The sequence below is a fragment of the Shewanella sp. 125m-1 genome, from assembly GCF_052977065.1.
Window position 1 is genome coordinate 1 of the sequence record NZ_JBRILT010000039.1, and the last position, 26,238, is coordinate 26,238.

Annotated in this window: 20 protein-coding genes; 6 read left to right on the forward strand and 14 right to left on the reverse strand. The window is 42.3% G+C overall.

From position 1 onward, the window contains the following. Positions 1-119: 119 nt before the first annotated feature. Positions 120-1,880 (reverse strand): acyl-CoA dehydrogenase family protein, encoded by a 1,761-nt coding sequence (locus tag ACVBIK_RS15555; RefSeq protein ID WP_447164530.1) that lies wholly within the window; start codon positions 1,878-1,880, stop codon positions 120-122. 316 nt (positions 1,881-2,196) lie between these two features. On the opposite strand from ACVBIK_RS15555, the gene corA reads away from it, so the two are divergent. Next, the gene (gene corA, locus ACVBIK_RS15560; protein WP_447170046.1) at positions 2,197-3,141 is read left to right on the forward strand and encodes a magnesium/cobalt transporter CorA; all 945 of its coding nucleotides are present in this window, start codon (positions 2,197-2,199) and stop codon (positions 3,139-3,141) included. Positions 3,142-3,308: 167 nt separating this feature from the next. Here the strand turns inward: corA and ACVBIK_RS15565 are convergent, their stop codons facing one another. The 11 genes from ACVBIK_RS15565 to aroA form a co-directional block, all read right to left on the reverse strand. After that, entirely contained in the window at positions 3,309-3,659 is a 351-nt protein-coding gene (locus ACVBIK_RS15565; RefSeq protein ID WP_202722221.1) for a DMT family protein, read from the reverse strand. A gap of 215 nt (positions 3,660-3,874) precedes the next feature. Beyond that, a complete protein-coding gene (locus ACVBIK_RS15570) occupies positions 3,875-6,145 on the reverse strand; it encodes a collagenase (RefSeq protein WP_447170047.1) in 2,271 nt (756 codons plus the stop codon). A gap of 253 nt (positions 6,146-6,398) precedes the next feature. Beyond that, positions 6,399-6,941: a DUF2058 domain-containing protein gene (locus ACVBIK_RS15575; protein WP_447159327.1), complete on the reverse strand. Its 543-nt coding sequence runs from the start codon at positions 6,939-6,941 to the stop codon at positions 6,399-6,401. A 39-nt stretch (positions 6,942-6,980) separates the two neighbouring features. Beyond that, entirely contained in the window at positions 6,981-7,799 is an 819-nt protein-coding gene (locus ACVBIK_RS15580; protein ID WP_447164532.1) for an SDR family oxidoreductase, read from the reverse strand. A 75-nt stretch (positions 7,800-7,874) separates the two neighbouring features. Next, on the reverse strand, positions 7,875-8,570 hold the full coding sequence (gene pyrF, locus ACVBIK_RS15585) for an orotidine-5'-phosphate decarboxylase (protein ID WP_447159329.1): 696 nt from the start codon (positions 8,568-8,570) through the stop codon (positions 7,875-7,877). A 67-nt stretch (positions 8,571-8,637) separates the two neighbouring features. Beyond that, positions 8,638-9,798, reverse strand: a complete 1,161-nt coding sequence (gene lapB / locus ACVBIK_RS15590; protein ID WP_447159330.1) for a lipopolysaccharide assembly protein LapB — start codon at positions 9,796-9,798, stop codon at positions 8,638-8,640. Between the two features lies 1 nt (position 9,799). Continuing rightward, positions 9,800-10,132: a LapA family protein gene (locus tag ACVBIK_RS15595; protein ID WP_447159331.1), complete on the reverse strand. Its 333-nt coding sequence runs from the start codon at positions 10,130-10,132 to the stop codon at positions 9,800-9,802. A 122-nt stretch (positions 10,133-10,254) separates the two neighbouring features. Beyond that, positions 10,255-10,542, reverse strand: a complete 288-nt coding sequence (gene ihfB / locus ACVBIK_RS15600) for an integration host factor subunit beta (RefSeq protein ID WP_447159332.1) — start codon at positions 10,540-10,542, stop codon at positions 10,255-10,257. Between the two features lie 72 nt (positions 10,543-10,614). Then, on the reverse strand, positions 10,615-12,282 hold the full coding sequence (gene rpsA, locus ACVBIK_RS15605; protein ID WP_447159333.1) for a 30S ribosomal protein S1: 1,668 nt from the start codon (positions 12,280-12,282) through the stop codon (positions 10,615-10,617). Between the two features lie 97 nt (positions 12,283-12,379). Continuing rightward, entirely contained in the window at positions 12,380-13,072 is a 693-nt protein-coding gene (cmk, locus tag ACVBIK_RS15610; protein ID WP_447159334.1) for a (d)CMP kinase, read from the reverse strand. A gap of 178 nt (positions 13,073-13,250) precedes the next feature. Next, on the reverse strand, positions 13,251-14,531 hold the full coding sequence (gene aroA, locus ACVBIK_RS15615; protein ID WP_447159335.1) for a 3-phosphoshikimate 1-carboxyvinyltransferase: 1,281 nt from the start codon (positions 14,529-14,531) through the stop codon (positions 13,251-13,253). A 428-nt stretch (positions 14,532-14,959) separates the two neighbouring features. Between aroA and ACVBIK_RS15620 the strand changes: the two genes are divergently transcribed. Continuing rightward, positions 14,960-16,153, forward strand: a complete 1,194-nt coding sequence (locus ACVBIK_RS15620) for an amino acid aminotransferase (protein WP_447159336.1) — start codon at positions 14,960-14,962, stop codon at positions 16,151-16,153. A gap of 120 nt (positions 16,154-16,273) precedes the next feature. Here the strand turns inward: ACVBIK_RS15620 and serC are convergent, their stop codons facing one another. Then, entirely contained in the window at positions 16,274-17,365 is a 1,092-nt protein-coding gene (gene serC / locus ACVBIK_RS15625; RefSeq protein WP_447159337.1) for a 3-phosphoserine/phosphohydroxythreonine transaminase, read from the reverse strand. A 392-nt stretch (positions 17,366-17,757) separates the two neighbouring features. Between serC and ACVBIK_RS15630 the strand changes: the two genes are divergently transcribed. After that, a complete protein-coding gene (locus ACVBIK_RS15630) occupies positions 17,758-18,915 on the forward strand; it encodes a serine hydrolase domain-containing protein (RefSeq protein WP_447170048.1) in 1,158 nt (385 codons plus the stop codon). Between the two features lie 165 nt (positions 18,916-19,080). On the opposite strand, the gene gyrA is transcribed toward ACVBIK_RS15630, so the two are convergent. Further along, a complete protein-coding gene (gyrA, locus tag ACVBIK_RS15635; RefSeq protein WP_447164535.1) occupies positions 19,081-21,807 on the reverse strand; it encodes a DNA gyrase subunit A in 2,727 nt (908 codons plus the stop codon). A 291-nt stretch (positions 21,808-22,098) separates the two neighbouring features. Here gyrA and ubiG point away from each other — a divergent pair, with 291 nt between their 5' ends. The 3 genes from ubiG to nrdA all read left to right on the forward strand — a co-directional run bounded on the left by ubiG (position 22,099) and on the right by nrdA (position 26,226). Beyond that, the gene (ubiG, locus tag ACVBIK_RS15640; RefSeq protein WP_447159340.1) at positions 22,099-22,809 is read left to right on the forward strand and encodes a bifunctional 2-polyprenyl-6-hydroxyphenol methylase/3-demethylubiquinol 3-O-methyltransferase UbiG; all 711 of its coding nucleotides are present in this window, start codon (positions 22,099-22,101) and stop codon (positions 22,807-22,809) included. Next, complete coding sequence (locus ACVBIK_RS15645) at positions 22,802-23,479, forward strand: HAD family hydrolase (RefSeq protein WP_447170049.1); 678 nt, start codon at positions 22,802-22,804, stop codon at positions 23,477-23,479. Before ubiG ends, ACVBIK_RS15645 begins: the two co-directional genes overlap by 8 nt. 458 nt (positions 23,480-23,937) lie before the next feature. Further along, positions 23,938-26,226, forward strand: a complete 2,289-nt coding sequence (gene nrdA, locus ACVBIK_RS15650) for a class 1a ribonucleoside-diphosphate reductase subunit alpha (RefSeq protein ID WP_447159342.1) — start codon at positions 23,938-23,940, stop codon at positions 26,224-26,226. The last annotated feature ends 12 nt before the right edge of the window (positions 26,227-26,238 follow it).

Below are 26,238 nucleotides of genomic sequence, written 5' to 3' on the forward strand. Positions count from 1 at the left end.
TTAAAAACACTCGGATTTTGCCATCTTATAAAGATCGGTCAACCGATCAATAAACTGCTAAATGATCGGCATTACCACGTTAAGTGGCGTTTTTTATTCGAAGTTAGAAATCGTCTTATTTAGAACAAGCTTTCATCTATTTGCATTATCGACGCATCCCCTGTCTTCACCTGTGATAAATGATACTCGGCCTTAGCCAATAGCTTATCAAAGTAAAAACGCCCAAGATGTGCTTTTTGTAGCTTAAAGTTTTCATCTTCATGATCATGTGCCGCATCATTCATCGCTAACCAGAAGCAGCCATAAAGGACATAACCAAATGCGTCGAGGTAATCGACTGCACATGAGTTAATCAAAGCTGGTTGACTTAATTTATTGTCATTAACTTGATTCGCCACCTCTAGTAGCTGTTCGAGTAATGCCAATAGTGTTGCTTTATCGCCATCGGCAACATGAGCATACCCATTAATTTTAGCGATCTGCTCTGCAACAAATTCAGATAAAGCGGCGACGTTATCACCCGTTACTTTACGACCTAAGAAATCAATCGCTTGAATGCCGTTGGTGCCTTCGTAGATCTGGGCAATTCGGGTATCACGCACTAATTGTTCAATGCCTGTCTCACGGATGTAACCATGGCCACCAAATACCTGTTGCGCCATAATCGCAGCATCAAGACCTCGATCACTTAAAAACGCTTTTGATACTGGTGTTAACAATCCAACATAACGACTAGCCTTCGCCTTAGCATCACTATCATCTGAATACTTGGCTAAATCGAGTTGTTGCCCGGTATATACAGATAATGCACGTCCCGCTTCAGTTAACGTACGGATCGTTAACAACATTCGCCTGACATCACCGTGAACAATAATAGGGTCGCTTGCAGCGCCTGTCGGCGAGCCACCAGCCGCTACACCTTGGGTGCGCTCTTTAGCGTATTCAGCAGCCATTTGGTAAGCCGCTTGTGACGTCCCTAAACCTTGTATACCAATAGCCAAACGTTCATAGTTCATCATGGTGAACATGCATACTAAACCACGATTAGCTCTGCCGATAAGGTAACCTTCTGCATCGTCAAAATTCATCACACACGTTGCAGAACCTTTAAGCCCCATCTTGTGTTCGATTGAACCGACAGTCACGCCATTGGCTTCACCTAGAGTATTGTCCGCATTCACTTTAATCTTTGGCACTAAAAACAATGAAATGCCACTGGTATTGGGTAATTTGGCGAGTACTAAGTGAATAACGTTTTCAGTTAAATCATGATCTCCACCAGTAATGAAAATCTTGCTACCCGTGATCTGATAGCTGCCATCATCATTAGGAACAGCCTTAGTTCTAATGTTCCGCAGATCTGATCCCGCTTGAGGCTCTGTCATATCCATGGCGCCAGACCATTCGCCGCTGTATAGCATAGGCAGATACTGCTGCTTAATCTCTTCGCTGCCATGGGCATGAATAGCTAGTGCTGCACCAGCGGTTAATGAACCATATAGAGTAAACGCGTTACATGCGCTATAAGCCATTTCATCGACTAGTACACCGAGCATCTTAGGCATGCCCATGCCACCTAGCTCAGGATCACCACATAGCCCTACCCAGCCACCTTCAGCGTATTGGTCATATACCGCTTTATAGCCATCAGGTGTGATCACCCTATCAGCTTCGTGCCGAACACCTTGCTCATCACCGCTACGGTTAATAGGATGGATTAATTCGCGGCTAATCTTATCTGCTTCATCTAAAATTGCTGCTGCAGTATCCATATCGACAGTCTCGGCCATTGCTGGCATCTCAGACCACGTTTTTGGGGCGTCAAAGACTTTCTCAAGAAGAAAACGCATTTCTGCTAATGGGGCGTTATACGGGTTCATATCGGACTCTTAAACAATGGATTTAAACAGTTGTTTCAAATCTATCAGAAGTCGCAGCAAATGACACCCTTTTAGCGTAAATCTTTTAGCTTACTTGCATTCGTATTTACCTTATTTGTCACCTTAGTTTTATCGACAACTGAGAGTAAACATTAAAGGTCGACATATTTCACCTCTTGTATTGCGACTGTACAATTTGCTTCAGCTTTTTATGAGACAAATATCATTCCATATCTAAATACTATATCTTTGCAATCATTGACTAATATTTAATTATCGGTTTCGACTAATACATACTTTTTGCGATGGAGCCAACATGATCACAGCGTATTGCTACCAACAACAGCAAGTCACTACAACAACTCTTAATATTGACGAGCCTTTACCAGAAACAACAATATGGTTAGACATTTATCGACCCATTGAAGCAGAAAGACTTTGGTTGGCTAGCTTTTCTACTGACGAGGTACCAGATAGAGAAGATAGGAATGAAATTGAGGACTCTTCACGTTTTTACCAAAATAAAGATGGTTTACACGTTAACTCATTATTTAGTCAAAAGTCTGCACAGACACTAAGCTCTATTAATATTTATTTTAACCTTAGAGCAGACTTATTGATCACCATCAGAGATGATGATCAGCGTTTGATAGACTCATTAGCCACAAACCTTCAAAAGTCTTCCGTCCCTGTTACACCCCAGCAATTATTCATTCAGTTATTTAAAATGAAAGTCGACCATTTAGCCGATCTCATTGAAGATACTTACAGCGCTTTGGAAAATATTGGCCATGAAGTCTTCGAAAAAGACCGTATCGATGAGGTGTTTAAACTGATCACTATAAGAGAAGACACTAATGGTAAAGTTCGTTTGAATTTACTTGATACTCAACGTGCACTGAATTACATACTGCGTGTTTACCAACAAAACCTGTCTAGTGAAGAAACTAAAGACATCGGTAATATGCTGTCTGATATATCTTCATTGATCCCGCATACTCAGTTTCTTTTTGAAAAGCTAAACTTTTTGATGGATGCTGCTATGGGCTTTACGGGTTTGCAGCAAAACAAAATCAGTAAAATATTTTCCGTTGCCGCGGTAGTGTTTCTCCCGCCAACATTGATAGCAAGTACCTATGGTATGAATTTTGACAATATGCCTGAGGTACATTGGCATTATGGCTACCCCTGGTCCATAGCGCTTATGTTTGCCAGTGCGGCTGCAACCTTTTGGTTTTTTAAGATAAAGCGTTGGCTATAATATTTTTGTCGCTTTATTGTAAAGAATCACGTTTAAAATCATTGTTTTTAGATGCAAAAACGCCACGTTTAATGGTGGCGTTAAAGGCTAGTGTTATCAGCTAGTGGCATGAATTGTAACAACTGCAGCGATGACTGGAGATGAAACTCGCCAAATTATTCCAAGTATTAAGCAAACTTACTTCTGAAAGCAAAGTAAACGGCTCCGACTAAACAAAGCCCTGCCCATAGATAATCTAACTTTAATGGCTCTCTTAAATAAAATACCGAGAACGGGACAAATACCATCAAGGTAATCACTTCTTGCAGAATTTTTAACTGTCCGACATTTAACTCCGTATAGCCAATTCGATTAGCTGGAACTTGAAGTAAGTATTCAAACAGCGCAATTCCCCAGCTAATGAGTGCAGCAATAATCCATGGTTTATTGTTCAGCTCTTTTAAGTGAGCATACCAGGCAAATGTCATAAAAATATTGCTGCAAACAAGCAAAGAGATACTGATAAATATGGGGTTCATGGCCGATTAGACTCACGCTATAGGCTCATCAATTGACATCACTGATGAGGGGGACTGAAAATGATGGCGCATTCTACTGATAGGCATTTAAGACGTAAATCTTTATTTGTTAAATCTACTGAAAAGCGAAGGTAAAGCTCCTGCAACCTACATTTTTGGCACATAAAAAAGCCCGGTTACACCCGGGCTTAACGTTTAAAGTTAGATCTCAATAATTAATCTAGAACAAAGATGTTGCTACTGTCATTTAAGCTAAGCACGCCAATGCATTGATTTTCACTATCCGTTACCATCATTCGGTCACCAATCGTCCAGAAATCTGCTGTGTACATTTCATTTTCGCCAAGTGTCGTATAGTTATTACTTAAGTTTGGTTGACCAGAATCATAGTCTACCCAGTATAAGTTATAAGGCGTTGTTGACGTATTTGCTACGATAAACTCCGGAGCATATTCAGACTCTCTAGTATATGGCACAGCAAGATCACAACTGCCTATCTCTGCAGTAGCAGCTGGGATCTCGACTTCATCAACAGCTCCCACCACATGCTCAGCTTTAATTTCGAATTGGTTATTTTCATCATTTAAAATCGCCACACTGAGGCAGTTATCAGTCTTATCGGTTAACATCACCCTCTCGCCAATGTACCAGTATTCAGGTGTAAAGCTATCACCTTGTGCTAGCGTCATGTATGAACCACCTGATTTATCAGCTTTTGTGGTACTTAACCAATACACTTTAACTTCTGTATCGGTAGTATTTGTTATCGCCACGTCTTCAGCATAATCATAAGAAGTACGGTAGGTTTCTGCCAGACTACAAGTGCCGAGTATTCCCTTCTCTGGCCAATGTAGTAAATAAGGTTCTTCAATTGCATTTAAAGGCTGCTGCTCCGGCAACGAAACACTGCAATCATTTCCTGCACAAGCTGAAAGATATAGGTCAACAATATCACCGCCCACAAAGTCAGAACCAATGGTAATAAAATACTGACCGGCATCAGGGGAATCTATAATACAAGTTTCTTCATTCGAGTCAGCCGTTTCAGAACGACAAGTGACTTGTGAAGTTAAACTTGGGTGTGCAGCAGAAGCATAGTTAACCCACATATCAACATTACCCGAACCGCCTTGGGTGCTGAACTTGAGTGAGTCTGTTCCACCTGCAACCTCAACTGAGTATAACCAGCCTCCTCGACCGTTAATCGAGGCATATTCACCTAGTGATAATGCAGTATCACTGGCGGCAAATTGTTCAGTGAGTGTTTGTTGGTACCAAGTCACGAACTCTTGCTGGTGACTACTGGCAATTTCTTGCAATAAAGTATTAAATGCCTCCCAGTTACCCGCACGCATTTCAGTGAGCATAGAGGTAACACGAGCAGGCTGGGTTTCAATCAAAAAGGCTACGGCTAATTTACCCCACGAATAGCTATTACTCTCACCGTCAAAGATCTGTTGTAAAGTGTAAGTCGTGTCTTCATTGGCAGTTACAATACTTTGGTATTGTTTTTGATAGAAGGTACCTATGTATTCAGCTAAGCCCTCGCTCCACCACGCCATATCTGATTTATATGCGCCTTCTTTGTTATACCGGGCATCTAACGCATGAATGTACTCATGGCTTAAAGAGCGAATAACATTACGTCCACCGCTCCACTCTAGCGCGTTAAAAGTGAGAATAGTTGAGTCATGCCACCACTCAGTTGGAGAGGTTTCGAAATAAATCCCGCTTGAGTTACTCGTATCAAATAGATGCTCTGCCCAAGCGGCGTAATTTGATAAGCTACTAAATATATTAATGTTAGTGACTTCATTCAAATCATTATCTACCGGTATACCAAACTCTGGGGCAATGTTAGCGCCCAGTACAGTGTCGAATTTTTGCTTAGTTTCAGTCACAATTTCACATGCTTCTTGTACTTGTGTTGCTGTTAAATTTTGGCTGCGGATCCTGACTGACTCGTTACACAAAAGGCTATGCTGAAATAATGATGCTGTAGCAAGAATGGATGCATCGACTGTCGGTTTATCTGAATTAGCATCAACAACAATATGATAACGACCAGGTTGAATATCATCGATTATGCACGTTTCGTTATAATCTGAAGCATTGTAAGAAACACAGTCAAACTCGCCATTCTCACCTGTAGTTGCAGTGCTTTCGTAACGAACATAAATATCTGGATCGCCTAAATTCTCATTTTCAATACCGCTAAATAAGCTGATCAACAATGTTGGAGCAGCGGTCTCAACATCAACATAAAAAGAAAGCGGTTCGTTGGTATTAATATGCTCTTTTACAGAATCTAACGTTAACGCTTCGCCGATAATGGTTTCAACTGGTGCCGGGCTTGGCTCAATGAGTTCTAACACTTCGTCTTTAGGATCACTACCGCAAGCTGATAAACTAAGTGCAACCACTAAACTTAATGGTTTTAAAATATGGGTGCGGCTAACACTCCTTGTTTGGTAACTATGGTTCATATCCACTCCTAACACTGTTTTTATTTTTTTGATGGCTGTTTGAATAGATGAAATACCCTTTCAGCTATTTGAAACGCTTAACGCAACAAAAATGTAACAAAAATGTAACAAATGATATACAGTATTCAAAGTGAAACAATTTCAACTTGAATTGAAGTAAATAGGCAAATATCAGACATAAAAAAGGCCGCAACGAAAAATTGCGACCTTTAAATGAACGAGGCTATGTCAATGGGTAAATATACAGTAATGCTTACCACATAAGATCGTCTGGAATAACATAATCTGCATACGGATCATCTTCTTCTACAATCTCTGTATTATCTTCTTGAGACCATAAGTAGCCAATCCAAGTAGGTACAAGAAGGTTCACTCGTTCAGCCAGCTTATGCGGTACTAAGTAACTCACCTCTTCGTGTCTGACAATACCTAAATGGCCGTTAAGCAATTCACTTTGCATTTTCTCATTTACATAAAGTGAGAAGATTTTATTTTCAAAAGTGAAGTTAAACTTAATTTCAGCATCTTTTGGCGGCTTAATAACACAATTTCTAAATTCTGTTACTAATCCACGTACTAAACCTTTCTCAGACGCTTCTGCAAAACGTTGCTCGTTCAGTTGCTTATCTTTATCAATCTGAGCTTGTTTTTTAGCTGCTATTTCTTGTTTCAGTGTATCAGAGCCATCGTCGACTTTAGCCTTTCTATCGCGACGCTTCTGAGTTTTAGTATCTCTAACTTTTTGCTTACTGACTAAGCCAGCTTTTAACAACTGCTCTTGAAATGGATTTGCCATAACTATAAATCTCTAATTTAACGATTACTCTTAATCGACTTATTCTTTTACATAATTGCGTTTAGCTAATTGCCCTATCTCGGCAATAGCCGCGCCCGCACCACCTAGAGACCATCCACCATCAACAGGTAAAACGGTACCCGTAATGTAGGACGCCATGTCAGATGCTAGAAATAGTGCCGCATTGGCAATATCATCACAACTGCCGTTACGTCTTAAAGGCACGCCTTTAGCAACATGAGCTTGTAACTCGGCGGTAGGGGCTAACCTATCAAAGCCTTCCGTTCCTGCAATCGGCCCAGGAACAATTGAGTTGATCCTAATGCCCTTGCAGCCCCACTCTATCGCCAATGTCTTGGTCAGCATATCGACCCCAGCTTTAGCCGCGCAAACATGCACCTGCATTGGCATGGGTACATAAGCTTGTGGTGCAGAGATCTGAATGATGGCGCCGCCCTGCTCTTTAATCAGTGCAAAGCCTTGCTTAAGCACCTGAAAGCTACCTAAAAGGTCTATGTCCATGACTGACTTAAAACCATTCTCTGACAGGTTCTCTGCCGATGATGGGAAGTTACCCGCAGCGCCACTGACTAAGACATCAATATGAACAAATGTATCAGCAATTACAGCAAAGCCCAGTTTCAATGCTTCGAGATCTCTTACGTCAAAACAAACACCGAAATGCTTTCCTTCTGGATTAGCGAGTTTTAATTGCTCAACAGCGGCATCGACTTTAGTTGCGCTGCGACTCGCCACTGCCACATTTGCACCGGCTTGAGAGAAGCGAATAGCGATACCTAAGTTTATGCCACTGGTACCGCCAACAACGACAACATTCTTTCCTTGATAGCTAAACATGGTCACTTCTCCTCATTAAGTTTATTTCAAACCAGTAAATAACAATTTGAAACTAACCTACAAGGCGAAAGCTAATTATGCAATCGTTTGATAGATTGCTTGCAATGCCTTAAGCGGATCTGCTGCTTTTGTAATTGGACGGCCAATCACTAAATAATCAGAACCTGCAGCAAGCGCTTCAGCGGGTGTCATCACTCGATGTTGATCGCCTTTGTCAGAACCCGCAGGGCGAATACCCGGTGTGATGAGTTTGAAGTCATCACCGAACGTAGCCTTTAATATGCTAGATTCCTGTGCTGAACAAACTACACCATCAAGACCAGCTTGTTTAGTCAACGCCGCTAAGCGTAAAACATGTTCTGAAGCCGGTACATTGATGCCAAGTAGCTTCAGCTCTTCATCGCTCATTGATGTTAATACCGTCACAGCGATTAACAAAGGCGCGTTATCACCGTAGGGTTCTAGTGCACGCTTAGCAGCTTGCATCATTGCGAGTCCACCTGATGCATGGATGTTCGTCATCCAAACGCCAAGCTCTGCAGCTGCAGTTACCGCTTTAGCGACTGTGTTTGGTATGTCGTGAAACTTAAGATCCAGGAACAAATCAAAGCCACGATTATGAATGTCAGTAACTAATTGTGGGCCAAACAGCGTAAACATCTCTTTGCCGACTTTCAGTCTGCACATGTCCGGGTCTAATTGATCGATAAGCTGCAAAGCATCATTTTTATTATCGTAGTCTAGGGCAACTAAAATAGGCTTGTCAGTCATTGTTTCTCCAATCGCTTTGCGGTGTAAGTTGTATTATTTTTTGTTGGTCAATCAGCAGCACTAACGGTTATTCACCGTCTAGGCCTCTAATCCTTTTTATACTCCCCCAATGCTTACATGAGGGGCAATGCCAATATAGCCTATGGGATGGGAAGCCACATTCTCTGCAGCGATATCCAGGTCTATATTTAATCTGTTGCTCTACTAACTGCTCAAGCATGGTCAAACTCTGTTTGGCTTGTCCTTCTTCAGCTTGCTGTAGATGCATTTTCATAAGGTGCTGAAAGCTTTTCATCGTCGGATGCCTAATCAGGCCTTCCATGATTAATTTTTCTGCGTCTTTGGGATGACCTTGCTCAATCATGTGCTGAGCAAGGGTTATGGTTATACTGGCACCAGCACCATTCTCTATTGCTTCTCTTAGAAGCTCTTGATAACCGCTGCTATCATTGGTCACTAAGTAGGCTTGTTTTGCGATTGCTAATGCATCAGGCAAAAAATCGATATCAGTGGTGAGCAATTTCTCTATGCTTTGCTTGCATGCCTTAAACTCTTCTTGCTTTAAGTATTGCTCCGCAAGTGCTAACAAGGCTCGTGCACATCGACTATCTTGCTTAATCGCTAGCTGAAGGTTCTTAAGTTTTAATGCGACATCTTCAGTCTCGTCGGCGAGTTCACAGTAAAAATGCGCAGTATCGTGTTTAAGGTCGTGCTGACGTTTACGCTTCAACTTCTTGATAATATCTATCGCTTTTTGCCAATCTTTGGTCACTTGATAGATAGCAATCAGTTGAGTTTCAGCTTCTTCACTATGATCGTCCTGATTAACGAGATTGATAAAGATCTCTTCTGCTCTGTCATAAAAACCTGCAGCGAGATAATCCTTACCCAGTTCCATCATGGCTAGATCTCGTTGCTCAGTGGTGAGGCTTGGTCTTGCGATAAGGTTTTGATGAATGCGGATCGAGCGATCTACTTCGCCTCGCTTTCTAAATAGCGAACCTAAGGAGAGATGGGTATCAATAGTGTCATCGTCTACATCAAGCATGCTGATAAACAAATCAACCGCTTTATCTGATTCGTTCGACAAAAGAAAGTTAAGCCCTGTGAAGTAGTCACGACTTAGCTGCTTTCTTTGATTTGTCTGTTTTTGCCTGACACTTCTGCGTCCCATATACCAACCATACCCGGCAGCTATAGGAAGAAGCAGAAAGAGGATCTCTAACATATTAAGCGTCTACTTCTTTGTCTGCGCTTGGATTAACAACCATGGTCTTAACTTTAGATTCAGTTGCTTGATTTAATTCTTGTTTCTCTTGAGCGTTGTGCAACTTTTTATTCGCACGACGTAGGGCTAATTTAAGACCCGCGATATGGTACATGGCAAATATCCAGCTCACTAGAAAGCCAGCTAAAAACACAAATGCAAGAACCACAGGTAATCTAAATTCACCTTGAGCAACAAAGTAACTAATTGTCACGACTTGTTCGTTACGAGCACCAAAAATAAGCGCTAAGAAAAAAAATGCAGCGACTAAAAAGGCAATGATAAATGACTTCACGTTAAGCTCCATGAACGCGTTGGTAAGCTTTGATTATCTAAGAAAATGAGTAAACTAGCTAGTTATACCTAAGTTTTAGGTATAAAAAAGCCTCCTAATGGAGGCTTTTAATACGATGTAAATTACGCGTTGATTGCATCAACACGTTCGCGCAGTTCTTTGCCTGGCTTAAAGTGCGGTACATACTTGCCTTCCAATTCGACTGAAGTACCAGTCTTTGGGTTACGGCCAGTGCGTGGTGCACGATAATGAAGTGAGAAACTACCAAATCCACGGATCTCTATACGATCTCCAGTTTCCAATGTATCAGCCATTTGCTCCAACATTTCTTTGATAGCGGCTTCCACTTCTTTCGCAGACAGCTGCGACTGCCTAGTGGCAAGTTTTTCGATTAGCTCGGACTTAGTCATCCTATACCCTCTATTATCAAGCCAAATACAGTCACCTTTTAGGGGTGCAAGCACCCCTGAACGTCAAGGCGATTATTTACGAGCTGCTTTGAACGCTTCAGCCATAGCGCTGCTCATTACAGCGTCATCTTGGCTGTTCAAGCTAGCCATTGCTTCTTTCTCTTCAGCTTCATCTTTCGCACGGATAGATAGGCTGATAGTGCGGTTCTTACGATCCACACCCATGAACTTAGACTCGACTTTGTCACCTACAGAGTAAACTGTTGATGCATCTTCGATACGCTCACGAGAGATATCTGAAACGCGAAGGTAACCTTCAACAGTCTCAGCTAGTTCAATTGTAACACCTTTTGCGTCAACTGCAGTAACAACACCATTTACTACAACACCTTTCTTCTTATCAGCAAGGTATGCGTTGAATGGATCGTCTTCAGTTTGCTTAACGCCTAAACTGATGCGCTCGCGCTCTGGGTCTACAGAAAGAACTACAGCGTGGATTTCATCGCCTTTCTTGTATTCAGAAACTGCATCTTCGCCAGTACCGTTCCAAGAAATGTCAGAAAGGTGAACTAGACCGTCGATGCCGCCGTCAAGACCGATGAAGATACCGAAGTCAGTGATTGACTTGATCTTACCAGAAACCTTGTCGCCTTTGTTGAAACGCTCAGCGAAATCATCCCATGGGTTAACTTTACATTGCTTAAGACCAAGAGAGATACGACGACGCTCTTCATCGATGTCAAGAACTAGAACTTCAACTTCATCACCTAGGTTAACAACCTTAGATGGGTGGATGTTCTTGTTAGTCCAATCCATTTCAGAAACGTGAACAAGACCTTCAACGCCTTCTTCAATTTCAACGAAACAACCGTAGTCAGTTAGGTTAGTTACGCGACCAGTCAAACGGGTGTTTTCTGGGTAGCGCTTGCTGATTTCTAACCATGGATCTTCGCCAAGTTGCTTAAGACCTAGTGATACGCGTGTACGCTCACGGTCATACTTAAGAACTTTAACGTTGATTTCGTCACCAACATTAACGATTTCAGATGGGTGCTTAACACGCTTCCAAGCCATATCAGTGATATGTAGAAGACCGTCAACACCACCAAGATCAACGAATGCACCGTAGTCAGTAAGGTTCTTAACGATACCCTTAACTGCTTGACCTTCTTGAAGGTTCTCAAGAAGAGCATCACGCTCTGCACTGCTTTCTGATTCGATAACTGCACGACGAGAAACAACAACGTTGTTACGCTTCTGGTCAAGCTTGATAACTTTGAATTCTAATTCTTTGTTTTCTAGGTGAGCTGTATCGCGAACTGGGCGAACGTCAACTAGAGAACCTGGTAGGAATGCACGGATACCGTTTAATTCAACAGTGAAACCGCCTTTAACCTTACCATTGATGATACCGATTACAGTTTCAGCATCTTCGTACGCTTTTTCTAGAACGATCCAAGCTTCGTGACGCTTAGCTTTCTCACGAGAAAGTTGAGTCTCACCGAAACCATCTTCTACAGAGTCAAGTGCTACGTCAACTTCGTCGCCAACTGCGATTTCTAGAGCGCCTTGAGCGTTCTTGAACTGTTCAGCTGGGATTGGGCTTTCAGACTTAAGACCTGCGTCAACAAGTACCATACCGTTTTCGATGGCTACAACTACACCACGTACGATAGAACCTGGACGGAACTCTAGAGTTTCAAGGGATTGTTCAAATAGATCAGCAAAAGATTCAGTCATGTTTAAGTTACTTTCTTTAATAAACCACGGACCATCCTGGACGTGGAGTCAGTATAATAATTCATCTCATCCATGTGACGAATAGTTAAGTACCCGCTTACGCTGGTACTTGGAGCTTTTGATGAATATGCGTTAGTGCTAAGTCCAACACATCTTCAATATTAATGTTAGTCGTATCGATAATCAGTGCGTCTTCGGCAGGTACCAAAGGAGCGACACTACGATTCATATCGCGGTCGTCACGCTCTTTTATCTCAGACAAAAGTTGATCGATATTAACATCGAAGCCCTTGTCCTGCAACTGATTATAGCGCCTTTGCGCCCTTTCTTCCGCCGTTGCTGTCAAATACAATTTAGCTGGCGTAGCTGGAAATACGATCGTTCCCATATCACGGCCGTCAGCAATCAAGCCTGGTGCTTCTGCAAATGCACGCTGACGACGCAATAGCGCTTCCCTAACTCGTGGGAATGCCGCAACTTTTGATGCCGCGTTAGAGCATTCTTGGCTGCGGATGGTTATTGATACATCCTCACCCTCTAAAACGACTTTAATCCCTTTAGCTTCATTACCCGTCACAAACTGCACATCTAAATGTGCGGCAAGTAAGGTTAACGACTCTTCATTATCTAGTTCTACGTTGTGATGAATAGCGGCTAAGGCTAATACACGGTAAATCGCACCACTATCGAGTAACTTGTAGCCTAATCGCTCAGCAAGTAACTGACTAATAGTACCTTTTCCCGCACCGCTTGGGCCGTCAACAGTGACAACAGGCGCCCTTTCTGACATAAAATCCTCCACAAGAAATTCCATCTTCCTTGATATAACCGAAAAATGAGCGCGCGCATTATAAACCATGTAAGTTTAGAAAGCGGCAAAAAATTCAAATATTCGGGAACTTGGTTCAGCAAATCTTCAGGTTAGCCAAGGTTAACCTGAAGCGTATTACTGCTTGTTGGGGTAACGCTTATCTAGCAAGCGCGTTAAATTGTTTGAAATAATCTGGGAATGTCTTAGAGGTACATTCAGGCTCATTAATGGTGATCCCGCAATCCGCAAACGCCATCATAGAGAAACACATCGCCATTCGGTGATCATTATAGGTATCAATTGCTGCAGTATTTAGCTTAGCGGGTGGCGTTACGCTGATATAGTCATGTCCTTCATCGACTATAGCACCGACCTTTCGCAGTTCAGTTGCCATTGCCGCTAAACGGTCGGTTTCTTTAATCCGCCAATTATAAATATTACGAATACGGGTTGTACCGGTCGCAAACAGTGCCGCCGTCGCAATTGTCATTGCTGCGTCTGGTATATGGTTCATATCAAGATCAACTGCTGTTAGCTTAGCTTGACGAGCAATAATATAATCATCGCCCCACTCTATCTCAGCCCCCATTTTTTCGAGTACGTCTGCAAACTTAACATCACCTTGAATGCTGAGCTTGCCTACACCTGTGACCTTAACTTCTCCACCTTGAATCGCACCGGCGGCAAGAAAATAAGAAGCCGATGACGCGTCACCTTCAACCAGTACTTTGCCTGGAGAGACATAACGTTGACCAGTCTTGATCTCAAATGAAGCGTAGTCGTTATTTGTAACCTTAACGCCAAACTGCTCCATTAAGGCTAAGGTAATATCGATATAAGGTTTTGAGACTAGCTCACCTTTAATTTGAATATTTACATCGTCTTGAGCTAGCGGTGCAACCATCAGCAGTGCGGTTAAAAACTGGCTGGACAGATCGCCAGCTATCTCAACATTGCCACCATTTAACCCCGTTGAGGTAATATGCAGTGGCGGAAAACCCTCATTTTTAAGGTAACTCACTTCGGCACCGAGTTGGCGCAGCGCATCGACCAGATCGCCAATAGGACGCTCTTCCATACGCGGCTCACCTGTTAACGTAAACTCACCTTGGCCTAATGTTAGTGCAGCACATAATGGGCGCATTGCTGTACCTGCGTTTCCTAAAAACAAGCTTTGCGGCTCACTCGCGTTTAAAGTACCGGCTAAGCCATCTAATTCACACACGGTATTGTTATTCGATAAACGATAGTTGACGCCGAGTTGCTTAAGTGAGGCCAACATATAACGAATATCGTCTGAGTCGAGTAAATTGGTGAGTGTCGTGGTTCCACTAGCGAGAGTCGCCAATAATAAAGCACGATTTGAAATGCTCTTTGAACCAGGAATATTAACCGTACCTGATACTTTTTTTATCGGCTCTAAACGTAATTGATTCATTGCGTACTTCTTATTATTACTGCAGGAGTCAAACTCGCCTGCGGGTTAACAGTAGATGTTCATGCAAGACAGCATTACTCCTAATTTGATAGGATTTAAGGTCATCACGACAAAATGACAGCCGTCTACGCGTTTGTTTGAACTTCGTAGATATAAAGTTACTCATTGCTGCGCAGGATTCAACACTTTTTTATAAAAATCATCCTTTACAAGACAAATTATACTCAAGTAGTAATAATTCACAGTTTCACTCGGCTTACAACAGCCAATTATTACCTATTAACTTTAAGTGGAATCATAATATTCCAACAACTTTCAGGATCAAAATATACCGCAATACTGTTCATCGCTAGGTTATATACGTTACTCTAAGTTAATAAAGATAATGATCAATAAAACAGCCAACAACAGAGAAGGTAAATGGAGCCATGTTCAACAAATTGACCGCTATGCCTGCCGATCCAATCCTTGGGTTACTGACTAAATATCGTGAAGATGACCATTGCCAAAAAGTAGACTTAGGTGTTGGAGTCTATAAAGATGAGTCGGGTCACACCCCAATTTTGTCTTGTGTTAAAAAAGCAGAAAAGTTTAGATTAGAGACAGAGTCAACTAAAGTTTACATCGGCCCTACAGGTTCAGGTGATTTCAACAGGTTAATTACTGAGCTCGCTTTTGGTTTAGATAACCCGGTTATTTTAGCCAACCGAGTTCGTACAGTGTCGACCCCTGGCGGTACTGGGGCACTTCGAGTTGCTGCTGATTTTATCAAGCGATGCAATCCAAATGCCATACTCTGGGTTAGCGATCCTACTTGGGCAAATCATACTGGCCTGTTTGAAGCGGCGGGGATCACAGTTAAAACCTATCCCTATTATAACTACGATACAAAGTCACTCAAGTTTGACGAGATGAAAGCCGCCTTGGCCAAGGTGAGCGAAGAAGATGTTGTGCTACTGCATGCATGCTGTCATAACCCAAGTGGTATGGACTTAAGTCCATCACAGTGGGATGAGATTATTTCACTCACCAGTCGACAAGGTTTCACTCCTCTTATCGATATGGCTTACCAGGGTTTTGGTGATGGTGTTGATGAAGATGCCTATGGCGTGCGTAAAATGGCTGCAGCGGTTAACAATATGATCCTGTGTAGTTCTTGCTCTAAGAATTTTGGCTTATACCGTGAACGAATTGGATCCTGCTCAATTATCGGCAGTGATGCAATACGCGCAGATATCGCATTTTCAGTGCTTTTGTACGTAGTACGTTGTATCTACTCAATGCCGCCAGCTCATGGCGCTGCTATTGTCGAAACCATTTTAGGTTCAGACACACTAAAACAAGAATGGTTAAACGAATTAACCGTAATGCGTGAGCGTATTAACGGTAACCGTGTAATGCTGGTTAATAAGCTTAAAGAGAAAGGCGTTCAACGTAACTTTGACTTTATCGCCAAGCAAAAAGGCATGTTCTCTTTTCTTGGGATAACCCCAACAGAGGTTGCTGAACTGCAAGAGCATTATAGCGTCTACATGGTAGACTCAAGCCGGATTAGTATTGCAGGCATTGGAACTGGGAATATTGATTACCTCGCAGAATCAATTGCGAAAGTGATTTCTTAGTATAGAGGTAAACGATTCGTTCAAGCTTGATTAAATTTAACGTGAACCTCATTAGAACAATAACTAAAAAGCCGATAATATCGCTATTATCGGCTTTTTTGATTTAGTTTTAAACGATGTCTAGCTATGTTTCGCAGCAAACGCTTTCATAAAGTTAACTAACGCATCTACACCGGCCAATGGCATAGCATTGTATAAACTAGCCCGCATACCACCAACGCTTCGATGACCTTTTAAGGCTACGAGGCCTGCAGCTTTTGCATCCTCTAGAAACTTCGAATCTAAATCAGCATTTGTCAGTTTAAAAGTGACATTCATGCGGCTTCGATTTTGTTTTGCAACGTCACTGACATAAAAACCTAATTCATCAATACACTGATATAGGCGCGCAGCCTTTTCAATATTGATCTGTTCCATCTGGGAAACACCACCAACACTTTTCAACCAGCTAAAGACTTCTGCGGCCAAATACCAAGCAAACGTCGGTGGCGTGTTGTACATGGAGTCATGTTTAACCGCTAAGCGATAATCCATAATTGACGATTGCGGCAAGCTCGATAAAGAAAGCATATCATCACGCACAATAACGATACTTAAGCCCGATGGACCAATGTTCTTTTGCGCGCCAGCATAAATTAGCCCGAACTGACTCACGTCGATTGTACGTGACAAAATATTAGATGACATATCAGCAATAACAGGCCAAGGACTGTTAATGCTTTCAAAAATTTCGATACCATCAACGGTCTCATTTGGACAGTAGTGTACATATCGGTAATCTTTATCAATTTGAGTCAGGTCAGGAAGCGAGATCTGTTTCTTTCCCTCTACAACACTGACAATGTCGATAACATCAACATTGTCTTCACCGGCTATTTTTTTTGCTTCTTCAACCGCCGCCTGAGACCAGCTACCATCGACTAAATAGAGTGCTTTTCCATTGTTGCCTAAAAAATTATTCACAACAGCCGAAAATTGGCCGCGACCACCACCATGCATAAACAACACGTGATAATTGGCCGGTATATCCATTAACTGACGTAAATCAGTGTCAGCTTGTTCAGTTAACGCGATAAATTCTTTACTTCGATGACTCACCTCCATAACGGAAACACCTTGGTCATTCCAGTTCAATAGCTCTTTCTGAGCCTTTTGCATTACAGGTGCGGGTAACATGGCAGGGCCTGCACAGAAGTTAAAAATCGCGCTCACAGTATTGTCCTTCTATTATTATCAGTAGAAATAGTGGAGTATTAGCATTCTTTTTAGCATTATATCCCAACGCTTTAGAAGCTAACATAAAAATAAAATCACTCTTAACGTTGATGTAAGCAAGTCACTATTTATAAATTTAATAACTGCTTTTGTTAGCATTATCGTTAAAATAATACCTAGGCTAGATGTGAGTAGCGAATTGTGGGTAGCGAATTGTGAGTATTGATGACACCACTCACTTAGATACACCACTTACTCACACAACGAGTAGCCTAATATTTTGTACTTAACAATAACAGATAGCAATCAGCATAAACATGCATTGTTAGTTGGTTAAGTTGCAACGAATATACTAAACAGACCGTTTTAACGGCATATTGGATCTGTCCATGTTTTTTAAATCGATGTTGGTTATCGGCACATTATCAATCGGTGCGACTTTTACTCTGCATCATGCCTATGCCGCCCCCTCTCAATATACGGCGCTTGCTGATAGCTTCAAACAACGTTTCCATCGAGAGTTAAAAGTCAATAAAGTGCCCGGCGGCGCTTTTGTCATCGTTGATGCTGACAAAGTGATCAAATTAAGCAGTTATGGCAAGCGCAGCAAAGGCAGCAACAAAAATGTTAATGCTAATACCGTGTTTAGACTCGCTTCTGTTTCTAAAACCTTTGCAGGTACGTTAGCGAGCATATTGGTTGAAGAAAATAAGTTAGACTGGCAACAACCTATAGTGAACTATTTACCCGAATTCACTTTAGCTAAACAGCAGATGGCTAAGCAAATTAATCTCGGCCACGTAATCGGCCACAGCACAGGCTTAATGCCCAATAGTTATGACAACCTAGTCGATAGTAACGTCAAGGTGACTAAAATCATCAGCAAGTTTGATGAGCTAACCCCTATCTGTAAACCCGGCGTATGTTATGGCTACCAAAATGTCGCGTTCTCCTTTATCCAAACCGCAATTGAGCAGCAATCTGCATCCAGTTACTCAGACTTACTGCAACAACGCATTTTCTCGCCGTTAGCGATGGACACCGCATCGGTTGGCTTTAACGCTTTTCAACAAACCAGCAATCGCGCAGAGCCTCATATCAAAACAAAATATGGCTTTAAACAAGTAAAGGTAAAATCAAATTATTATCAACTGGCTCCCGCCGCAGGTGTTAATGCCAGTATTACTGATCTATCAAAATGGCTTATAGCAAATTTAGGCCAAAATCCTGAGGTGCTCAGTGAAACGGTACTGCTAGATGTAACCACCCCAGGGGTCAAGACCACCAAAGAGTTGCATCGTCGTGATTGGCGAGCGTATCTTAATAGCGCCCATTACGGCAAAGGCTGGCGCGTATATGAGTTTGACGGTCGACCACTTATTTATCATGCGGGCTGGGTTGCTGGTTATGTCGCTGAAGTTTCCTACTCTCCAGAGTTAAATATCGGTATGGCTATGTTATTAAATGGCGAGTCACGAGTTATTGCGAAATTAAGCTCTGAGTTTTGGCGTGATGCTTTTAAGCAAGCCGATAAAGCAGGTAATTGACGCCTCATTTAATACTATAAATAGAGCAATATAGAATACTCAAGGGATGTATATTGCAGAGCTTTGATTCTAAAAAGTCCCCCTGTATTTATGTTGATGCCGAAAACAAAAAAGGATGCCAATAGCATCCTTTTTTATTGAGATTAATCATCAAATTGTTTGATATTAGTCTTCAGTTGTTGGCGTTTCATCGCTCTGCGCTGCTGCATCTGATACATCAGTAGTGCTTACATCAGCTTGACCTTCAGTTTCTGCAGTCGCTTCAGTGATGATTGGGTTTCCCTCTTCATCTAGCTCAACTTCAGGAACTTGAATTTCATCGATACGCTGTAGGCCCACGACTTTTTCATCTTCCGCTGTACGGATGATAGTAACGCCCTGGGTGTTACGGCCAATGGTCGATACACCTTCAGCAGGTGTTCTTACCAAGGTACCTTTGTTACTGATCAACATGATTTCATCATTGCCGCCAACTTGTACTGCACCCACTACGGCGCCGTTACGTTCGCTAACTTTAATTGAAACCACACCTTTAGTACCGCGGCTCTTCGCTGGGTACTCAGATAGATCAGTACGCTTACCGTAACCGTTTTCAGTTACCGTTAAGATTGCACCATCGCCTTTAGGTACGATTAGCGATACAACCGTTTGGCCATCTTCCAGCTTAATACCACGCACACCCGTTGCAGTACGTCCCATAGCACGTAGCGCAACAACCTCTTCGCCTGTTTCTGGATCAATCTTAACTTCACCAGTTTCAGAGCTACGAGCCTTCTCGTTAAAACGGACAACTTTACCTTCGTTAGAGAACAGCATGATATCGTCATTACCATCGGTAATATCAACACCAATCAGCTGATCGCCATCTTTTAGGTTAACCGCAATAATACCGTTTGCACGAGGATTGCTGTAAGCCGTTAGTGCAGTTTTCTTAACCGTACCGTGTGATGTTGCCATGATAATGTACTTATCTTCAGCATATTCACGTACAGGTAGAATTGCAGTAATACGCTCACCTTCAGCCAATGGCAATAGGTTAACGATTGGGCGACCACGAGCTGTACGGCTTGCCAATGGTAATTGATAGACTTTAAGCCAGTACATCTTACCAAAATCAGAGAAGCACAAGATGGTATCATGGGTGTTAGCAACCAATAGTTTCTCAACGAAATCTTCGTCTTTCACTTTAGTTGCAGCTTTACCTTTACCACCACGACGCTGGGCTTGGTAATCAGACAGTACTTGATATTTGGCATAACCTAAGTGAGAAAGCGTCACAACAACGTCTTCTTCATTGATTAGATCTTCAAGACTCATATCAACTTCGTTAGCGTTAATAACAGTACGTCGCTCATCACCAAAGTTTGTTAATACTTCTTCAAGCTCTTCTTTAATCACTTCCATCAAACGTTGTGGACTACCAAGAATAAATAGTAGTGCAGCAATAATTTCTAGAAGCTCTTCATATTCAGCAATGATCTTGTCATGTTCTAGACCGGTTAAACGGTGTAAACGTAGTTCAAGGATCGCTTGAGCTTGCTGCTCAGTCAGGTAGTACTGGTCGTCACGGATCCCGAACTCTGGTTCAAGCCATTCTGGACGAGCTGCGTCATCGCCTGCTTTTTCAAGCATGCCTTTAACATGTCCAAGCTCCCAGCCTTGTGCAACAAGTTTAACTTTTGCTTCAGCAGGCGTTGGAGAGGCTTTAATCAACGCAATAATTGGATCGATGTTAGCTAATGCAACCGCTAACGCTTCAAGGATGTGAGCGCGTTCGCGTGCTTTACGCAGTTCAAATACCGTACGACGCGTTACCACTTCACGACGGTGAAGAATAAAGCACTCTAGCATCTCTTTAAGGTTAAATAGTTTAGGCTGACCATTGGTCAGTGCAACCATGTTAATACCAAAAGAGCACTGCATTTGGGTCTGTGCATAAAGGTTATTTAGTACAACCTCACCCACTTCGCCACGCTTGATTTCGATAACAATACGCATACCGTCTTTATCAGACTCGTCGCGTAAGCCACTGATACCTTCAATTTTCTTATCTTTAACAAGCTCGGCAATTTTTTCAATTAAACGCGCTTTGTTAACTTGATAAGGAATTTCGTGAACAATAATACGCTCACGACTATTCTCTTCTTCAATATCTGCACGTGCACGCATCACTGCGCGGCCACGGCCTGTCTTATATGCATCGATAATGCCCTTGCGGCCATTAATGATTGCAGCCGTTGGGAAGTCAGGACCCGGAATGTAGTCCATCAGCTGTTCAATAGATAAGGCAGGATCTTCGATTAGCGCTAAGCAACCAGCAATCACTTCGCTTATGTTATGCGGAGGAATGTTCGTTGCCATACCAACAGCAATACCTGACGAACCGTTCACCAGCAGTGTTGGGATCCGTGTAGGTAAAACAGCAGGAATAAACTCGGTGCCATCGTAGTTTGGCACAAAGTCAACGGTCTCTTTCTCTAGATCGGCTAAAAGCTGATGTGCCACCTTGTCCATACGGATTTCGGTATAACGCATTGCTGCCGCCGCATCGCCGTCAACTGAACCGAAGTTACCTTGACCGTCAATAAGTGGATAGCGCATAGAGAAAGGCTGGGCCAAACGAACGATTGTGTCATATACCGCTGTATCACCATGTGGGTGATATTTACCGATTACATCACCTACGACACGGGCAGACTTTTTATAAGGCTTATTCCAGTCGTTTTTCAATTCGCTCATGGCGAATAATACGCGGCGATGTACCGGTTTTAAACCGTCACGAACGTCAGGCAGTGCACGGCCAACAATTACGCTCATAGCGTAATCTAAGTATGAATTTTTTAATTCGTCTTCAATATTAATTGGTGTTATAGATGAAGCCAGATCAGTCATAAACTGCTCGATCCCCTGAAATTTAGCGTGCTATTCCTATTTCCTAGAATAGCTATGCTTGAAAACGTGATTTGGCATTCTAACACAGTTATTTTATGGCGCTAGACCCAAATATCGATTCATTTTAAATAAGCCAAAAAAGCTAATTCACTTGATTAAAATCAAGACATAGGCGCATTAATTGTTCAGTTTGTTCAATAAGTAACAAACAGCTCCATAACTGCTTTGTTTCTTGGTGCTATTCATTATAATGTGGCCCAAAGACAGATTTTTCGCTCTGAGGTAATTTAAGTGCAAACACATAATAATGTTGATCCACAAGAGATCGCGAAGTTTGAGAAAATGGCCGCCACTTGGTGGGACCCTAACGGCGAATTTAAGCCACTGCATAACTTAAATCCACTTCGCCTTAACTATATTGACCAAACAGCAGGCGGTATTTTTGGTAAACAAATTCTCGATGTCGGCTGTGGCGGCGGAATTTTGTCTGAAAGCATGGCAAAAATTGGCGCTAACGTAACTGGCCTAGACATGGGTGATGAACCACTTGATGTCGCCAGACTTCACGCACTAGAAACAGGCGTCGAGATTAACTATGTAAAAAATACCGCTGAAGCACACAGAGACCAACACCGTGGTCATTATGATGTCGTCACTTGCATGGAAATGCTTGAGCATGTTCCTGACCCTAGCTCTGTTATTCAAGCTTGCGCCGATATGGTTAAACCAGGTGGTTTTGTGTTTTTCTCAACCATTAACCGCAACATCCGTGCCTATGTTGAAACCATTCTAGGTGCTGAATACCTATTAAAGATGTTGCCTGTTGGCACACATGATCATAATAAATTTATCAAACCATCAGAGTTAATTGGTTTGGCTGATAACGCCGAGCTATTTTGTACAGATGCTGTGGGTATTACCTATAACCCTATTACTGACATCTTCAGATACACCAAGAGCCTTGAAGTTAACTACATGATAGCTACGGTTAAAAATGACTAAAGCACAGGCACTTACTATTAAAGGTGTGCTATTTGATTTAGATGGCACACTCGCTGATACGGCACCAGAAATGATTGAGGCACTTAATATGGCTTTAGCCGCGAATGGTCACAGTCGTGTGCCATTTGAAGCCATTAGAGCGAGCGCCTCACATGGCAGTGTCGCAATGATTAAAGCTGCCATCCCCGCCATTGATGACGCAAGCATTCCTTCATTACAGCAATCTCTTTTCGACAATTATGAGCTGATTAACGGAGATAATTGCGATTTATTTAAGGGGTTAGATAGGTTACTGGACACGCTTAGCCAGCTTTCCATCCCCTTTGGGGTCGTCACCAACAAGCCAGCGCGCTTTGCAAGGCCTCTATTAGATAAACTCGGTTTAACAGCAAAAATGCCTGCTGTGGTCAGCGGCGATACCACTCAACATTCAAAGCCCCATACAGCTCCTATGCTGTTAGCAGCACAGCAGCTTAGGGTTTTACCTGAGCATATTCTTTATTTAGGCGATGCTGAACGTGATCTTATCGCTGCTAAGGCGGCGAATATGATCTCAGGTTTAGCGGTCTGGGGGTATATCGGACCAGATGACGAACCGAGTCTTTGGCCTGCTGACTTAAGTTTTGAAAACGGTGACAGCTTAGCCGATTTTTTTTGCTATAAGCGCTAGCGTATTCACCCTTTATATGCTGCTTTAAAATCTTTGTTAATTAAGTTATTAAGCGTCATAAAAAAGTACTCAAATGATCGGTTAGGATCGCACAAGTTAGCAGCGATCTTATGGATCATTTTTATTTGCTCAAATATTACTCTTCACCGAGGAAATCAAATCAAAACAAGCTTTAAGGGTTAGCCATTACTAACAGGTTCAATTACCCCCAAGATATCCACAACTTGTCCAATAAATTCCCACTTGCAAAAATACCATAACCTCACTATCTTGTAGCTATTGAATCTCAAAACACCATATATTGTGTGTGAGTGACAATAACAGGCACTATTAAGTCGTTTGTGTCAACAAAAAGGAACTCTCCGTTTTTACGGTTAAAAACTGTTTGTTTACAGGGAAACGTAGGGTGAACCTGAACTGGTCACTTTCATAAATATAAAAATCAAGGTCTATCTTTAATGAATAGCAATATGACAGTCACAAAGCGTAGTGGCGAACGTGAGACTATCGATCTCGACAAAATCCATCGCGTTATTGAATGGGCGGCAAAGGGACTTAATAATGTCTCTGTATCAGAAGTAGAACTCCGTTCTCACCTGCAATTTTTCGACGGCATTGCAACTGAAGCCATCCATGAGACTATCATTAAAGCAGCAGCTGACTTAATTTCACCAGAAGCACCTGATTATCAGTTCCTTTCTGCACGACTTGCTGTGTTCCATTTACGTAAGAAAGCCTTTGGCCAGTTTGAACCTCCTAAGCTTTATGACCACGTGGTCAATTTAGTTGAGCTCGGTAAGTACGATGCTCACATTCTTGAAGATTACTCTCAAGAAGAGATTGAAATTCTTGATACCTATATCGATCACTGGCGAGACATGAACTTCTCTTATGCCGCTGTAAAGCAGCTTGAGGGTAAGTATCTTGTACAAAACCGTGTTAGCCACGAAATTTATGAAAGTGCTCAGTTCCTGTATATCTTGGTTGCAGCTTGCCTATTCGCAAAGTATCCCAAAGAGACGCGCCTTAAGTACGTTAAAGACTTTTATGATGCAACTTCATTATTTAAAATTTCGCTACCTACACCTATCATGGCAGGTGTACGTACGCCAACTCGTCAGTTCAGTTCATGCGTTCTAATTGAATGTGGCGATAGCCTAGATTCAATTAACGCGACCTCATCGTCAATTGTTAAGTATGTATCTCAACGTGCTGGTATTGGTGTCAATGCAGGCCGTATTCGCGCACTAGGTAGCCCTATTCGCGGTGGTGAAGCTTTCCACACAGGTTGCTTACCATTTTATAAGTACTTCCAAACAGCGGTTAAGTCTTGTTCTCAAGGCGGCGTACGTGGTGGTGCAGCGACCCTATTCTATCCAATGTGGCATCTTGAAGTTGAATCACTATTGGTATTAAAGAATAACCGTGGTGTTGATGATAACCGTATTCGTCACTTAGACTACGGCGTTCAAATCAACAAGGTGATGTATCAGCGCCTAATTCAGGGCGGCATGATCAGCTTATTTAGCCCATCAGATGTGCCTGGAATGTACGATGCATTCTTTGAAGATCAAGAAGAGTTCGAACGTCTGTACCTTAAATATGAAGCTGATAGCAGCATTCGTAAAAAACAGATAAAAGCTGTAGAGCTGTTCTCATTAATGATGCAAGAGCGCGCTTCGACTGGCCGGATCTACATTCAAAACGTTGACCACTGCAATACTCATAGTCCATTTGACTCTAAGGTTGCGCCTGTACGTCAGTCTAACTTGTGTCTTGAAATTGCCTTGCCAACTAAACCGTTAAATAACATTAACGATCCAGACGGTGAGATTGCACTTTGTACACTATCAGCATTGAACTTAGGTGCTATTAAGAAGTTAGAGGAGCTTGAGCCACTAGCTGATCTTGCCGTGCGTGCACTCGATAACTTACTTGATTATCAAGACTACCCAATCATCTCTGCTGAAAAAGCATCGATGAACCGCCGCACACTGGGTATTGGCGTAATTAACTTCGCTAATTACCTAGCAAAAGAAGGCGTACGTTACTCAGACGGTTCTGCTAACGGCATTACCCACAAGACTTTTGAAGCGATTCAATTCTATTTATTGAAAGCCTCTATGAAGCTTGCTCAAGAACAAGGTGCTTGCCCCTCGTTCCATGAAACAACTTATGCTAAGGGTATTTTACCGATTGATACCTACAAGCGTGATCTAGATAAGATCTGCGACGAGCCATTACATCTAGACTGGGAAACATTACGTGAAGAGATCAAGACACACGGTCTACGTAACTCTACCCTGTCAGCGCTAATGCCATCAGAGACCTCTTCACAGATCTCTAACGCTACTAACGGTATTGAGCCACCACGCGGTTTAATTAGTGTTAAAGCGAGTAAAGATGGCCAGCTAAAGCAAGTTGTACCTGACTTTGAAAAATATCAGTATAGCTACGAGTTATTATGGCAAATGCCTAATAACGATGGTTATTTGCAGTTGGTAGGATTGATGCAGAAATTTGTCGATCAGTCTATTTCAGCTAACACTAACTACGACCCGACTCGATTTGAGGGTGGCAGAGTACCCATGAAGGTACTATTGAAAGACTTATTAACCGCTTACAAATATGGTGTGAAGACACTTTACTATCACAATACTCGTGATGGGGCTTCAGATAGTCATGACGATATCACTGCCATTGAGAAAGAAGATGACAGTTGCGCTGGCGGCGCATGTAAGATTTAACCCAAGAGTTAA